Annotated in this window: 14 protein-coding genes; 10 read left to right on the top strand and 4 right to left on the bottom strand. The window is 70.1% G+C overall.

Features of this window, described 5'->3' with window-relative positions; translation table 11 throughout:
• The first annotated feature begins 141 nt into the window (after positions 1–141).
• From H9Y04_RS10690 to H9Y04_RS10675, 4 genes are all read left to right on the top strand, one after another.
• Positions 142–933: a Tat pathway signal sequence domain protein gene (locus H9Y04_RS10690; RefSeq protein WP_308800933.1), complete on the top strand. Its 792-nt coding sequence runs from the start codon at positions 142–144 to the stop codon at positions 931–933.
• A gap of 124 nt (positions 934–1,057) precedes the next feature.
• The gene (locus H9Y04_RS10685) at positions 1,058–2,392 is read left to right on the top strand and encodes a copper amine oxidase (RefSeq protein ID WP_187813493.1); all 1,335 of its coding nucleotides are present in this window, start codon (positions 1,058–1,060) and stop codon (positions 2,390–2,392) included.
• 147 nt (positions 2,393–2,539) lie between these two features.
• A complete protein-coding gene (locus tag H9Y04_RS10680; protein ID WP_187813492.1) occupies positions 2,540–3,790 on the top strand; it encodes a DUF5919 domain-containing protein in 1,251 nt (416 codons plus the stop codon).
• A 141-nt stretch (positions 3,791–3,931) separates the two neighbouring features.
• Positions 3,932–4,657, top strand: coding sequence for a 3'-5' exonuclease (locus H9Y04_RS10675; protein ID WP_187813491.1), 726 nt, complete (start codon positions 3,932–3,934; stop codon positions 4,655–4,657).
• A 23-nt stretch (positions 4,658–4,680) separates the two neighbouring features.
• Here the strand turns inward: H9Y04_RS10675 and H9Y04_RS10670 are convergent, their stop codons facing one another.
• Positions 4,681–5,544 (bottom strand): phosphotransferase enzyme family protein, encoded by an 864-nt coding sequence (locus tag H9Y04_RS10670; RefSeq protein ID WP_187813490.1) that lies wholly within the window; start codon positions 5,542–5,544, stop codon positions 4,681–4,683.
• 223 nt (positions 5,545–5,767) lie between these two features.
• Here H9Y04_RS10670 and H9Y04_RS10665 point away from each other — a divergent pair, with 223 nt between their 5' ends.
• From H9Y04_RS10665 to H9Y04_RS10645, 5 genes are all read left to right on the top strand, one after another.
• Complete coding sequence (locus H9Y04_RS10665; RefSeq protein ID WP_187813771.1) at positions 5,768–6,688, top strand: carbohydrate ABC transporter permease; 921 nt, start codon at positions 5,768–5,770, stop codon at positions 6,686–6,688.
• Between the two features lie 2 nt (positions 6,689–6,690).
• Positions 6,691–7,524 carry a carbohydrate ABC transporter permease gene (locus H9Y04_RS10660; RefSeq protein ID WP_187813489.1) on the top strand — a complete coding sequence of 278 codons (834 nt, stop codon included), beginning with the start codon at positions 6,691–6,693 and terminating at the stop codon, positions 7,522–7,524.
• Positions 7,524–8,810 (top strand): ABC transporter substrate-binding protein, encoded by a 1,287-nt coding sequence (locus H9Y04_RS10655; RefSeq protein ID WP_187813488.1) that lies wholly within the window; start codon positions 7,524–7,526, stop codon positions 8,808–8,810. The genes H9Y04_RS10660 and H9Y04_RS10655 overlap by 1 nt, the downstream gene beginning before the upstream one ends.
• A 36-nt stretch (positions 8,811–8,846) precedes the next feature.
• Positions 8,847–9,965, top strand: coding sequence for a glutamate--cysteine ligase 2 (locus tag H9Y04_RS10650; protein WP_187813487.1), 1,119 nt, complete (start codon positions 8,847–8,849; stop codon positions 9,963–9,965).
• Between the two features lie 191 nt (positions 9,966–10,156).
• Positions 10,157–11,347, top strand: coding sequence for a PP2C family protein-serine/threonine phosphatase (locus H9Y04_RS10645; RefSeq protein WP_308800932.1), 1,191 nt, complete (start codon positions 10,157–10,159; stop codon positions 11,345–11,347).
• Positions 11,348–11,383: 36 nt separating this feature from the next.
• On the opposite strand, the gene H9Y04_RS10640 is transcribed toward H9Y04_RS10645, so the two are convergent.
• Both H9Y04_RS10640 and H9Y04_RS10635 read right to left on the bottom strand, forming a co-directional pair.
• The gene (locus H9Y04_RS10640; protein ID WP_187813486.1) at positions 11,384–11,824 is read right to left on the bottom strand and encodes an SRPBCC family protein; all 441 of its coding nucleotides are present in this window, start codon (positions 11,822–11,824) and stop codon (positions 11,384–11,386) included.
• 36 nt (positions 11,825–11,860) lie between these two features.
• Positions 11,861–12,118, bottom strand: coding sequence for a DUF5133 domain-containing protein (locus tag H9Y04_RS10635; protein WP_187813485.1), 258 nt, complete (start codon positions 12,116–12,118; stop codon positions 11,861–11,863).
• 251 nt (positions 12,119–12,369) lie between these two features.
• Between H9Y04_RS10635 and H9Y04_RS10630 the strand changes: the two genes are divergently transcribed.
• Positions 12,370–13,221, top strand: coding sequence for a SigB/SigF/SigG family RNA polymerase sigma factor (locus tag H9Y04_RS10630; RefSeq protein WP_187813484.1), 852 nt, complete (start codon positions 12,370–12,372; stop codon positions 13,219–13,221).
• A gap of 114 nt (positions 13,222–13,335) precedes the next feature.
• Here H9Y04_RS10630 and H9Y04_RS10625 read toward each other — a convergent pair whose 3' ends face one another.
• Entirely contained in the window at positions 13,336–14,220 is an 885-nt protein-coding gene (locus H9Y04_RS10625) for an ANTAR domain-containing protein (RefSeq protein ID WP_236070711.1), read from the bottom strand.
• Between the last annotated feature and the right edge of the window lie 189 nt (positions 14,221–14,409).

The following is a 14,409-nucleotide window of genomic DNA, read 5'->3' as shown; positions in this document are numbered from 1 at the left end:
CTGAGGGGACTTCGACAGAGTTCCCACATAGTGAGGCAACCACCCCTGTATTCGCCCCGTCCTACAGGCCGACCACAGATACTCGGAATGTCTGCCTCTGCAAAGGGGAAGAAGCAGACACTTGAGGATGTAGGGGGAAAAGTGCGCACACTCATGCACCGCCACCTGGGCAAGGTGGTGGCCGGTGCGGCCGTCGCGGTCACGGGGACCGCGGTGATGGTCGGCATCACACTGCCGGGGACGGCGGAGGCGGGGGCGGGAAGAGCCGCAACGGCCGGGCAGCAGAAGGAAGTTGCCGCCCTGCCGCCCGCCCGGATCGAAAAGGCGCCCGTCGAGGGCGACGAGGGCGTCGGGCGGGACCCGCTGACCGACGACGAACTGCAGCGCGCCCAGGAGATCGCCTCGGGTGCGGCCCAGCTGACCGGGGGCCGCGATGTCGAGGGCGACCGCGGGGTGCAGCATCTCGCCACGAATCTGGGCGAGTTGAGCCCGGACGAGGCGGCCGGTGCGACCGTGCCGCGGCGCGCGGAGCTCACGTACTACGACTACAAGTCCGACGCGCTCATCACCAAGACCGTCGATCTGGCGGCGGGCAAGGTCGTGGCCACGGACACCCAGAAGGGGGTCCAGGCGCCCGCGAGCCGCGAGGAGAACCGCGAGGCGGTCGAGCTGCTCCTGAAGAGCCCGCTCGCCGACGATCTCGAGAAGGACTACAAGGACGCGACCGGCAAGGCCCTGACCGAGGCCTCCCAGCTCCAGGTGCACAGCATGATCTTCCGCTCCGCCGCCGACGCCCCCGCGCCCGGTGCGCTGGGCAAGTGCGGCGAGCACCGCTGCGTCCGCCTCTTTCCGAAGGTGGTCAACGGGCCCTGGATCGACGCCCGTGACCTGATCGTGGACCTCAGTTCGCGGTCGGTCGCCCGCCTTTCCTGACCGCGGCTCCACATCGGCGGGCCGACCGCCTCGATCTCGGCCCGCGACAACTGCGGCTCCCTGGAAGCCTGTTGCGCCGGAGCCGCGGAGCCACCCCCCACTTCCGTACGAGGAGCACTTCACCATGCACGTGAACAGAGCAGGCCGCGCGCGCAGCGGCCTCGCCGCCCTGAGCGCCGCCGCCGTACTCGGCGCCGGGGCCCTCGCGGCGGGACCCGCGAACGCCGCGGCACCCGAGACGCCCGCCGCCCCCGCACCGGCCGCCGACTGCAGCACCGCGTACCGCATCCAGCAGACCCTGTCCGGCGGCACCACCTGGCGGATGTGCTGGCACTACGAGACCGCGGCCGGCCTGGTCCTCGACAAGATCTCGTACCAGCCGAAGGGCGAAGCCGCCCCGATCCCGGTGCTCACCACCGCCAAGCTCGCCCAGATCCATGTCCCGTACGACGACGGCTCGGTGGAGTACGACGACCTCACGGGCGCGGGCTTCGGGCAGGGCCTGATGCCGATGAACCCGGGGGAGTGCCCGGGCGGCACCATCAAGACCGTGAAGGTCCCCGAGGCCTGGAATCCCGAGCAGGCCGACGTGAAGGGGCTGTGCGTCACGACCAAGGCCCGCGGCCACGCGTACCGCATGAGCGAGTACCAGGAGAACGGCGGCATCAAGATCCGCGAGGCGCAGGGCAAGGACCTGCTCGTGTACGCGGTCAACCAGGTCGGCTGGTACGAGTACATCACCGAGTGGCGCTTCCAGGACGACGGCACCATCCAGGCCAACGTGGGCGCGACCGGTTCGCTCTCGCCCGGTGACTACGACGCCGGTGACGGCCGGGGCTGGCCCATCGGCAAGGGCGCGAAGGACTACGCGACCAGCCACAGCCACAACGTCTTCTGGCGGCTCAACTTCGGTCTGGACGGCTCGCCGAAGGCGAAGGTCGAGCAGTACGACTCGAAGATCAGCCCGCCCGCGCGTGGCGGCTCCGCGCCGAGCAACAAGACCACCCGCACCAAGGTCGACAAGGAACTGGCCGCGGACGCGAAGACGATGCGCTGGTGGCGCGTGGTGAGCACGGCCGGCAAGAACAAGGACGGCCACGCCCGTTCGTACGAGATCGTCCCGGGCCCGCAGGCGAAGTACTCGGGCCGGCCGTTCACCAAGCACGACGTGTACTTCACGAACTACAAGAAGTGCGAACAGTTCGCGAGCAACAACATTCCGAACTGCGGGGCGGGCGGCGGCAGGAGCGTCGACAAGTGGGTCAACGGGCAGACCCTCACCCACCCGATCGTATGGGTCAATATGGGCTTCCATCACGTGGCGCGGGACGAGGACCAGCAGCCGATGCCGGTGCACTGGCAGGGCTTCTCGCTGGCCCCGCGCGATGTGACGGCTATGAATCCGCTCACTCCCGCGGACATGGCGGACGAGAACGGGCAGCCGGATCAAGGGAGTTGAGAAAGCAGCCTGTCCATCCTGCTGCACCGCCCGCCGCTCCCGGAGTACCCTTCCTTGATCGTTGAACGGGGTCCGGGCCCTGCCCGGCCCGGACGCCCGTTGCGTCAACACGACGGGATCCCAGGGGGAGCGGAAGGCGGTGCACGGGTGAGCTCGGGAGGTCTTGAGCTGCCCTCAGGCGACTCGGGTCGCGATGAGGGAGGCTCCACGGACACCCCGCCCTCAGCGGTGTCCCTGGCACGGCCTGTGGACACGGGATCCCAGATCGGACCGGAGCTGAACTGGGGCGCCGACGCCTGGCGCGAGGTGCGCACCCGCGCACAGCGCGCCGGGCGTGCCTATATCTGGCTGAACCTGGTGGAGCAGCGGCTGCGCGCCGTGGTCGCCGCCGTCCTGCGCCCCATCTACGAACCCGTCCACGGCGACGACTGGGTCGTGGCGGCCGCGGGTCCGGCCGGACAGGAGTGGGTACAGCGGGCGGTCGCGGTACGGGAAGTGAGCCGCCGCAAGGGCTACTTGCTTGACCCCGCCGACGACAATGTGCTGAGTTTCCTTACGCTGCCACAGCTGCGGGAGCTGATGGTGCAGCACTGGCCCTGCTTCGAGCCGTACTTCGACGACCGGCGCGATGTGGAGCTCGCCCTGGACGAGCTGGAGGTCACGCGCAATGTGGTCTCCCGCAACCGCGCACTGTCCGAGACGGTGCTCGCCCAGGCCGAACGGGCCTCATCGCGGCTCCTGGAGATACTCGGCGGTGATGCGGAGGTGCCCTCCGCGCGACGGCTCCCGGTGGACGCGGTGGAGGAGATCGTCGGGGACCGGTTCGCGGACGTGGTGGGCGTGCATCCGGACCGGGTGCGGCTGCTGCGCCAGTTCCCGGCGGAGGATCTCTTCGGCGGCGCGCGGCGTCTCGACGCGATCGGCATAGGGCTCAATCTCCTGGTGCAGAACTTCTCGGGCCGCCGTCTGATGCGGCTTGCGGAGGCGGGCGGCCGGGTGCGGCTGCTCTTCCTCAACCCGGCGAGCAGCGCGGTGAAGCGCCGCGAGCGGGAACTGGGCCTGAAGCGGGGTGAGTTGAGCCGCTCGGTCGAGATGAACATTTTGCATATGCGACGAGTGCGCTCACGGCTGCGCGACCCCGGCGCCTTTCAGATCCATGTCTTCGACGAGACCCCGCGCTTCACGGCGTACCTGGTCGACGGGGACGGGGCGGACGGGGTCGCGGTCGTGCAGTCCTATCTGCGCCGCGCGCGCGGGATGGAGGCGCCGGTCCTGGTGCTGCGCAGCGGCTCGCGGGTGGTCAAGGCGGACGAGGCGCGGGGCGGCGAGCACGGCCTCTTCGAGACCTACCGGGAAGAGTTCGAGTCGGTGTGGGCGGATTCACGGCCGGTGTCGTAGTCCGCTGTACGGGCGGTGGCCGGGGCCACCGTGCGGCAAGCCGCATCCGTATCCGCACCGCCCCCGCGCGGACCGCGTTGTCAGTGGGCCGTGCGATCGTGTGACACACACGGGGGAACCGCAACGAAGGAGGCGCCACGCATGGGCTGGCACCAGGAGCTGCTGATCGGCTTCGACCTCGAGACCACGGGCACGGACCCGCGCGAGGCGCGCATCGTGACCGGCGCGCTGATCGAGGTCAGGGGTGGGAAGCCGATAGGGCGCAGGGAGTGGCTCGCCGACCCCGGCGTGCCGATCCCGGCCGAGGCGGTCGCGGTGCACGGCATCAGCAATGAGCGCGCGGCCGCGGAGGGCCGCCCTGCGGACCAGGTCGCGGACGAGCTGGCCCGCAATCTGACCGGGTACTGGGACGCGGGTGTGCCGGTCGTGGCGTACAACGCGACCTTCGATCTGACCCTGCTCTCCGCCGAGTTGCGGCGCCACGGGCTGCCCTCGCTGCGGGAGCGACTGGGGGGTCACGAGCCGGGGCCCGTCATCGACCCGTACATCATCGACCGCACAGCGGATCGCTACCGCAAAGGTAAGCGCAATCTTGCGGCGGTCTGCGAGGAGTACGGCATCGTGCTCGGCGACGCCCACAATGCGACGGCCGACGCCCTCGCCGCGGCACGGCTCGCGGGCGCGATAGCCGAGCGCTACCCCAAGATCGCCACCCTGGGCCCGGCGGCACTGCACCGCCGGCAGATCGCGTGGTACGCGGAGTGGGCTGCGGACTTCCAGGAGTTCCTCCGCGCGAAGGGCGACACGACGGCGGTGGTGGAGGCGGAGTGGCCGCTGCGGGAGCTGACCGACGTACGGCTCGGCTGAGGTTCAGGGGCTGCGCCGGGCGCTCAGAACGGATACCACCGCACCGAGGGGTCTCCGTCCCGCAGCGATGCCACCCGCCGTTCGAACTCGGCGAGCGCCCGAGGGTTCGTCGGCGCATGCTGCGCCACCCACGCGCAGCTCGCCGTCTCCCGCGCCCCGCGCAGGACCGCGCAGCCGTCCCACTCGCGTACATCCCACCCGTAGACCCGGACAAAGGAGTCATACGCGGCGGGGTCGAGCCCGTAGCGGTCCTTGGACAGGGCCATGACCACCAGGTCGTGCTCACGGAAGTCGGACGAGAAGGTCTCCAGATCCACGAGGACCGGCCCGTCCGCCGTGACCAGAACATTGCGCGGCAGGGCATCGCCGTGGATGGGCCCCTTGGGCAGATGCGGCTTCAGGGCCGACACCTCCTCGGAGAACGCCGCCCGCCGCGCCCGCAGGAACTCCGCATCGGCCGGATCGATCGCGTCCCCGGCCAGTCGCAGCCATCGGGCGACCCCGCCGAGCAGCTCACGGCGGGGCAGCACGAAGGACTCCGCAGGAGGGGAGGGCAGCTCATGCACGAGCCGGATCAGTGCGGCGACATCCGCGGGCTCCGCCGGCCCTACGGCCTCGCCGAGCCGGTGCCACACCGTGACCGGATGCCCTTCGAACCCGCGGGGCTCGGACTCGGCGGCCCGCACCGCAGGCACACCCGCCTGCGCCAGCCACTCGGCGATCTTCACCTCGTGCCTGGCCCGTTCGTTCAGACCCGGTGCCGAGCGGCCGACCTTGACGACGAGATCGCCGAGCGCGAAGACCGCGTTCTCGCCGAGCGAGAGCAACTCCGCATCCTCGGTGAACCCCACACGGTCGAGCACCTGACGTGCCCTTGCCTCGTCCATCCGCCGCCTCCGTACCGTTCCTGTCGCACCTGCCGCGCAGCGGTTCCGCTTGCGGTCCCGCGTCCGCGATCGTGATCAGTCTTGCATTCGCACACTGCGTATCTCCTGCGAGGTATCTCCTGCGAGGTCGCTTGACGTATCAGGTCCACGTCAGCACGATGACCAAGGCCGCCAGGGCGGCCGTACCCCCACGTACCCGCCCGAAGGAGCCGATTCCGTGACATTGGCGACCGCGACGAAGTCGAGGCGGTCAGCGAAGAAGAAGCCCGCGCAGAGGGTGGCCGACCACGGAGCCTGGTTCCTGGTCCTGCCGGCGCTGATTCCGATTCTGGTCCTCAGCGTCGGACCGCTGCTCTACGGCATCGCGCTGTCCTTCACCGACGCGCAGTCCGGACGCACCGAACCCACCCAGTGGATCGGGCTGCTCAACTTCCAGGACCTGCTGCACGACACTCTGTTCTGGGACTCGTTCCGCATCGGCCTGCTGTGGGCGGTCGGCGTCACCGTGCCGCAGTTCTTCCTGGCCCTCGGCCTCGCCCTCCTGCTCAACCAGAATCTGCGTTTCCGCTGGCTGGCCCGCGCGCTCGCGATCATCCCGTGGGCGATGCCCGAGGTGGTCGTCGGCATCATGTGGCGGCTCGTCTACCACCCCGACGCCGGCGTGCTCAACGAGACGCTCTCCAGCCTGGGCCTGGGCGAAGGCCGCGACTGGCTGACCGGCACGGCGACCGCGCTCTTCGCGGTGATCGTGGTCGGCATCTGGGCGGGCATGCCGCAGACCACGGTCGCGCTGCTCGCCGGACTGCAGAACACCCCGCGCGAACTCCACGAAGCGGCCGCGATGGACGGAGCGGGCGCCTGGCGCAGATTCCGTACGGTCACCTGGCCGGCGATCAAACCGATCGCGCTGGCCATCTCGGCGCTCAACTTCATCTGGAACTTCAACTCCTTCGCTCTGGTCTACGTGCTCACGCAGGGCGGCCCCGGCGGCCGCACCCGCCTGCCGATGCTCTTCGCGTACGAAGAGGCCTTCCGCTACGGCCAGTTCGGCTATGCCGCCGCGATGGGCTGCGTCATGGTTGCGGTGATCTCGGTGATTCTCGCGTTCTACCTGGTGGGCCGCCTGAAGGGAGGCGACGAGTAGTCATGCGTACGTCGAAATCCGCACGAGCCGCGCAGTACGTGGCGCTGCTCGCGTATCTCGTCTTCCTGGCGTTCCCGTTCCTGTGGCTGATCTCCACGGCGTTCAAGCCGGCCAAGGAGCTGGGGTCCCTCGACCCGACGTGGATCCCCGAGAACCCCACCCTGCAGAACTTCCGGCAGGCCTTCGACGAACAGCCGTTGTTCCAGGCCGGCCTCAACTCCCTGATCGTGGCGCTGAGCGCGGCACTGGTCGCCGTCGTCATCGCGACACCCATGGCGTACGTGATGGCCCGTCACCGCAACCGGCTTGCCAAGGCCGCCACCGGCTGGGTGGTGGTGAGCCAGGCGTTCCCGTTCGTGCTCATCATCATTCCGCTCTTCCTGATCCTGAAGAACCTGCATCTGATCAACGCCCTGCCCGGCCTGATCCTGGTGTACGTGGTGTGGTCGCTGCCCTTCGCGCTCTGGATGCTCGTCGGCTACGTACGGGCGGTGCCGGCCGAACTCGAAGAGGCCGCCGCCGTGGACGGCGCGGGGAAGCTGCGCACCTTCCTTTCGGTCGTCGCCCCGCTGCTCGCGCCGGGTGTGGTGGCCACCGCGATGTTCGCGTTCATCACGGCGTGGAACGAGTTCTTCTTCGCGCTCGTCCTGCTCAAGACCCCGGAGAAGCAGACCTTGCCGGTCATCCTCAACCGCTTCATCGGCACGGAGGGCGTGGCCGACCTCGGCCCGCTCGCCGCCGCCGCGTTCCTCGCCACCATCCCCTCCCTGGTGATCTTCGCGATCATCCAGAAGCGGATCACGGGCGGCATGCTGGCCGGGGCGGTGAAGAGCTGATGCGCCGCCTCAAGTGCCTTGCCACGGCCGCCGTCTCACTCGCCCTGCTCCTGACCGGCTGCACCGGAGAAGGATCCGACAAGGACGGGAAGATCACCCTCCAGTTCCAGTCCCTCGCCTGGCAGGCCGAGTCCGTCAAGGTGAACAAGGAACTCGTCGACGAGTGGAACGCCGCCCACCCGGACATCCAGGTCAAGTACATCCAGGGCAGCTGGGACAGCGTCCACGACCAGCTGCTCACCTCCTTCGAGGGCGGCGAGGCGCCGGACATCATCCACGACGCCTCCGACGACCTCGCGGACTTCGCGTACGGCGGCTATCTCGCCGACCTCACCGAGCTGATCCCGGCGCGCCTCAAGTCCGACATCCCGCAGAACAGCTGGGACACGACGACCTTCGACGAGGGCGTCTACGGCGTGCCGTTCCTCCAGGAGCCGCGGGTCATCATGGCCAACGCCAAGTGGCTCGAGGAGTCCGGCGTACGGATCCCGACCCCGGACAAGCCCTGGACCTGGGAGGAATTCCGCACCATCACCAAGGAGTTGAGCGGCGACGGCAAATACGGCGTCGCCTGGCCGCTCAAGGACCCGGTCTCGGCCACCCTCAATCTCTCCCTCTCCGCGGGCGGGCGGCTCTTCCACCGCGAGGCCGACGGCAAGGTCGACATCCGCTTCCAGGAAGGCGACGGGGTCGTGCCCGGCACCATCCACGACCAGGTCAACACCGACCACAGCGCGTCGAGTACGACGCTCGGCATGGGCGGCTCCGACACCCTGCCCGGCTTCTTCGGCGGCAAGTACGCGATGGTGCCGCTCGGGTTCTCCTACCGCCAGCAGATCGTGCAGCAGGCCCCCGACGGCTTCGAGTGGCAGGTCCTGCCCGCGCCGGCCGGCGCCGACGGGCTCACCCAGGGCGTCTCGCCGCAGACGCTCTCGGTCTCCGAGGACACCGCGCACAAGAAGGAGGCGATGGAGTTCATCGACTTCCTCCTGCAGCCGGACAACATGGTGCGTCTCGCGCAGGGCGACTGGATGCTGCCCACCGGCACCGAGGCGCTCAAGGCGCCCGCCCTGCACGCCGAGAAGGACGGCTGGGCGACCGGCACCGCGCTCGCCGCGCATCTGACCTCGGCGCCCGCCCAGTCCGTACGGGGATATCCCGAGTGGAAGGACAAGGTGGCCACACCCGCACTGCAGGAGTACTACAGCGGGGCGATCGACGCGGACGAGCTGGAGAAGCGGCTTGTGAAGGACGGAAACCTGGTACTCAGGCGCTATCAGAGGTAGGCACCCGCCGACCCGGTACGTCGAGGGATGGTCCGTATGCGCAGTGTCGGGGTCGAAGAAGAGCTCCTGCTCGTGGACGCCGAGAGCGGCGAGCCCAAGGCGCTGTCGCAGGCCGTCCTGGCGATGGCCTCGCGCGAGGGCGACCCCGGCGACGGCGACGGCGACGGCCCCGGCGACGCCTTCGAGGCCGAACTCCACCGCCAGCAGCTGGAGTTCGCCACCAGCCCGCAGGAGGACATGACGGCGCTCGCCGACGAGATCGTCGGATGGCGGGCGGCCGCCGCCCAGCACGCCGAGACCGTCGGCGGCGCGGTCGCGGCCCTCGCCACCTCGCCGCTCCCGGTGAACCCCACCATCGGGACCGGGCCGCGCTACCAGTGGCTCGAGGAGCAGTTCGGCCTCACCACGCAGGAGCAGCTCACCTGCGGCTGCCACGTGCACGTCATGGTGGAGTCCGACGAGGAGGGCGTGGCGGTGCTCAACCGCATCCGCCCCTGGCTCTCGGTGCTGCTCGCCCTGAGCGCCAACTCCCCGTTCTGGCAGGGCAAGGACACCGACTACCACAGCTATCGCAGCCGCGTCTGGGGACGCTGGCCCTCGGCCGGACCCGTGGAGCTGTTCGCCGACGCGGCCGCGTATCACGAGCAGACCCGCGCGATGGTCGCCACGGGCGCGCTCCTCGACAAGGGGATGGTCTACTTCGACGCCCGGCTCTCGGACACCTACCCGACCGTCGAGGTCCGGATCGCGGACGTCTGTCTCGAACCGTCGATGACGGTGCTGCTCGCCATGCTCGTACGGGGCCTCGTCGAGACCGCCGCCCGGCAGTGGCGCGCGGACGAGGCACCCGTGCCGCACTCCGTGGCCCTGCTGCGCCTGGCCTCCTGGCGTGCGGCGCGCTCGGGCCTCGCGGACCGGCTTGTCCATCCGCTGCTCATGGAACCGGCCCCGGCCCGGTCCGTGGCCGAGGCGCTCTTCGACCATGTGCGCCCCGCGCTGGAGGACTGCGGTGACGCGGCGACGGCCCGCGAGCTCCTCGACCGGCTGCTGCGGGACGGCAACGGGGCACGCGTGCAGCGCGCGGCCTTCGAACGCGACGGCAGCCTGCGCGATGTCGTCGAGGCGTGCGTGCAGCGCACGGCCCGCGGAGTGTGAACCCGGGGCCGCCTGCCCACCGACCAGGCGTACACCTGAAGTCGTCACTCACTGTGAAGCCAGTGCCTGACCTGCGCCGCGCGTCACCCCGGCGGCGGGACGAACACGACCGCACGGCCCGCCGGTGTGAGACTGCCAGAGGGCAGCGGACTGCCCGGACGATACGGCGGTACCGACTCTGGAGCGGCCAGGTGACGGCGGTGGAGGGCAGCGCGGACGATCCCGATGGCGGGCTGACCGGCTTTCTGGCCGGCGGCCGGATCGCGGAACTCGACCTGAGCATGATCGTCACGCTGGCGGCGGAGGCCATGGGGCTTGCGGCGGCCGTCGTGTACCTGGCCGATCTGCAGCAGCGGCAGCTGATCCCTCTCGCGGCGCCCGCCGAGCCCCTCGCCATCGACGGCTCGGCCGGGGGCTGGGCGTACCGGAAACAGGATCTGCACATCGAGGAGGGCGCCCAGGAGATCACCGTCTGGCTGCCGCTCATCGACGGAGCCGAACGCCTCGGGGTGCTCGCCGCCTCGACACCGGCCATGGACCCGTCGTTCCTGCTGCACTGCCGGGCCCTGGCCGCCCTGCTCGCGCCGCTCATCACGTCGAAGCGCGCCTACAAGGACTCGGTGGTGCAGCGCACCCGGACCGAGCCCATGGGCCTGCCCGCGGAGATGCTCCGCGCCCTGCTGCCGCCCCGCACCATCGGCACCCCGCGGATCGTCTCCACGGCGGTGATGGAACCGGCGTACGAGATCGGCGGCGACGCGTACGACCATGCGCTGACCCCGACCACCCTGCACGCCGCGGTGGTGGACGCGATGGGCCACGACCTGTCCTCGGGCCTCACCGCCACCGTGGCGCTTGCCGCGTGCCGCAACGCACGGCGGACCGGCTCGGATCTGTCCGAGCTGACGACCGCCGTGGACGCGGCGCTGGGGGAGTGGCTGCCCGACCAGTTCTGTACGGCCGTCCTGGTCCAGCTCGATCTGGCGACGGGAGCGCTGCGCTGGATCAACTGCGGCCACCCGCCGCCGCTCCTGGTCCGCGGCCAGCACCTGGTGGCCGAGGCGATGGAGCGCGAACCGGATGTGCCGATGGGGCTGCCCGCCCTGCTCACGGACGCGCCACGGCAGGTCCATCAGATCGCGCTCGAACCGGGCGACCGCGTCCTTCTGCACACCGACGGCATCACCGAGGCCCGGCTCGCCGACGGCACGGAGTTCGGCGCGCACCGCTTCGCGCAGGCGGTGATCCACGCCGCGTCCACCGGCGAACCGGCTCCGGAGACGCTGCGCCGTCTGATCCACTCGGTGCTCGACGCCGGCGGGAACAAGCTGCGCGACGACGCCACGATCCTGCTGCTCGAGTGGAACCCTCCGCTGCCGTGACGGCGGGGGTGGGGTGCGTGCCTCACACGCAGCGCCTCACATGGTCCCGCGGATCCGCGACGCCTCCCGCTCCGCCATCTTCTGGAACTCGCCCAGGTCGTAATTGGCCAGCGTCTTGTCGAGGTTGGTCAGCGCGCCCAGGTGCTCCACGAACCCCTTGGGGTCGTACTCGATCTGCAGCGTCACCCGGCTCCTCGTGTCGCTGAGCCGGTGGAAGGTGACCACACCCGCGTGCTCGACGCCCTGGGTGGTGTGCCAGGCGATGCGCTCCTCGGGGATCACCTCGGCCAGCTCCGCCACGAACTCCTTCTCGGCGCCCGGCAGGGAGAGCTGCCAGGCGAAGGTCTTCGGGTCGATGCGCTTGACATGCTTCACATGGCTGAGGAACGAGGGCCAGCGCTCGACGTCCTTCCACAGGTCCCAGCTCACCGAGACGGGTGCGTTCACATCGACGGCTTCGAGCAGTGAGGACGACATGGGTTTCCTCCTCCTTGGTCCTTGAATGTGTACGTGTCAGGCGCCGGCCAGGGAGTCGTCGGGGAGCGATTCGCCGGCCAGGGAGTCGTCGGCCGTACGGGCTCCTGACAGCCGGTGCCGGGCCGCGATCAGGGCCATGTCGATATCCCGGGTGCCCGTGGCGACACACAGCGTGTACGCCACGTCGTCCAGTCTCCGCTGCACCGCCGGCGACCCGTTCTCGGCATCGAGGATCTTCAGCGAGGTGTACTCCTCCATGAGGTCGAGCAGTACGGCCGGATGCGCCATCAGCATGGAACTCCCCCTGTCTCTACGCCCGTTCATCACGGGGCCATCACGTCCGGTCCCCCGTGTTCCCGGGAAGACCGCGGCCATGCGCCGCAAACTTGTCCGTTTGGCCGCCATGACCCCGGGCATGCGAGCTCACGTGCTTCGGACCGGAGGCGCAGCCGCAGGGGTGGTCTGTCCGGTTCCGGATGCACGGCGGTCCGACGGACCCCCTCACTGCGGTCGAGCCCTGATGACTCCACGGCGAAGGGATTCGTATGTCTGCGCAAACCGTTACCAGCTCCGGCCACCACGCCTCTTCCGCGCCCCGCCGCGTGCGCCACCCGCACGACGACGCACCCGACACCGCGGCGCAGTTTGCGCATCTCGCGGGCCTGGAAGAGGGACCGGAGCGTGAGCTTCTGAAGGAAGAACTCGCCGAGGCCTGGCTGCCGATGGCGCACCGTATCGCCGGACGCTTCGGCCGCCGCGGCGAGGAGCTGGACGACCTGCGCCAGGTCGCGGCCCTCGGCCTGGTCAAGGCCATCGACCATTACGAGCCCGGGCGAGGCGCCTTCGAGAGCTATGCGGTGCCGACCATCACGGGAGAGATCAAGCGGCACTTCAGGGACCGCTCCTGGGCCCTGCGCGTCCCGCGCCGCGTACAGGAGCTGCGCAACCGTATCCGTGTCGCGCACCGTGAACTCTCCCAGCAGCCCGGCGCCGGCGAACCGCGGCCCGAGGAGATCGCCGAATATCTCGGCATCACCGAGGACGAGGTGAAGGAGGGCATGCAGGCGCTGCACAGCCACAGCACCCTGTCCCTGGACGCCCGTCTCGGTGCCTCCGACGACGACTTCAGCCTGGCCGACATGCTCGGCTCATCCGAACCCGGCTACGACACGGTGGTCGACCGGGAGGCGGCGAAGGAGGGGCTGCGGATGCTCCCCGAGCGCGAGCGGAAGATCCTCTACCTGCGGTTCTTCGAGGACAAGACGCAGCAGGCCATCGCCGACCAGCTGGACATCTCCCAGATGCATGTCTCGCGGCTCATCACCCGCAGCTGCGCCAAGGTCCGGGCGCGGGCGCTCGGTGACACCGACGCGCAGGACCTGCCGCGCGCGGCGTGAGGTCTCCCGTACGGCGTCGGCCCGGCGCCCCCGGTGCGGGACCGGGGGCGCCGGGGGTGCCGGGTTCTACGCACCGGGCTTGCCAGGCGCCGCTCTTGCTGCACACGGCGCTTGTTACGCACCACGCTGCGGGAGCAGCTCGGGCCGACGTCCCAGGGCGTGCAGGAACTCCAGGGCGTTCCGTACGAGGGTGTCCTCGTACCAGGCCAGCCAGCGGCCTGCCTGCCGGCCGATCTCGGTCAGCAACGCGCTCTGGCTCTGGGCCAGTTCACCGGAGGGCTCGGGCAGATGGGCCGACACCATGCCCACGCATGCGCCGTCCGTGCCGATCAGCGGCACGCTGTGGACGGCGCGGCTGCCCGCCTCGAGGATCGTGCGCCGCGCGCCGTCGGTGAAGACGGGATCTTCGGCAACGTTGCGCACCGTGACCAGCGCGCGGGACGTGGCAGCCGCGCCGCAGGCGGTGCCGGTTTCGCCGACGAACGCGAAGTAGTCCACGAAGTCGTCGGGGTGACCGGTGTGGTGCTCCAGGCGCAGACCGCGTTGCGCGGGGTCGGCCAGCTGCACGTTGCCCATGTCGGTCCCGGCGATGGCGAGCACCTGGGAGAGGACCACCCGCAGGACGCCGCTGCGGTGCGGGGGCTGGTCGCCGTTGAGCCGCAGGGCGGGCAGCTGTGGTGCACGCTGCCGCACGCGGCCGGGGAACCACAGCTCCCGCATGCTGTCCGGGCGCGGGGTGTGCAGGACCGCGTCCACCAGGGAGCGCATCTTCACGTTGCAGCGCTGCGAGGTGTGGCGCAGCAGGACGAACGCCTGGTCGGCGTCCCGCAGCCGATAGCGCTCGAGCAGGATGCCCTGGGCCATCGCGACCGCCGGCCGGCTCCGGTCGCGGGCCCGTAGATGCCGGACCTCCTCGGTGGTCCGGGCGAGCTGCTCGCGCAGCGCTTCGATGTCCCACTGGTCCGGATCCCACTGATCCGTGCCGCATCTCATGTCCATACGGTTTCTTCTCACTTCTCGTGCGCAGGCCGCGGCCTGCGTGACGCGGCGCCGCCGGCTGTGCTCTCAACCGGGCGACGCCTGGCCCACGGTGCGCACTGACAGATCTGCCCATGGGGTGTCTGACGGCTATCCCGGTGGACGGCGCGCAAACCATGAAGGCACCTCCGGGACATGAGGATCGGCCCG

Source organism: Streptomyces polyasparticus (genome assembly GCF_014493765.1).
Taxonomy (GTDB): Bacteria; Actinomycetota; Actinomycetes; order Streptomycetales; family Streptomycetaceae; genus Streptomyces; species Streptomyces polyasparticus.
This window is presented reverse-complemented; position numbering and strand designations above follow the sequence as displayed.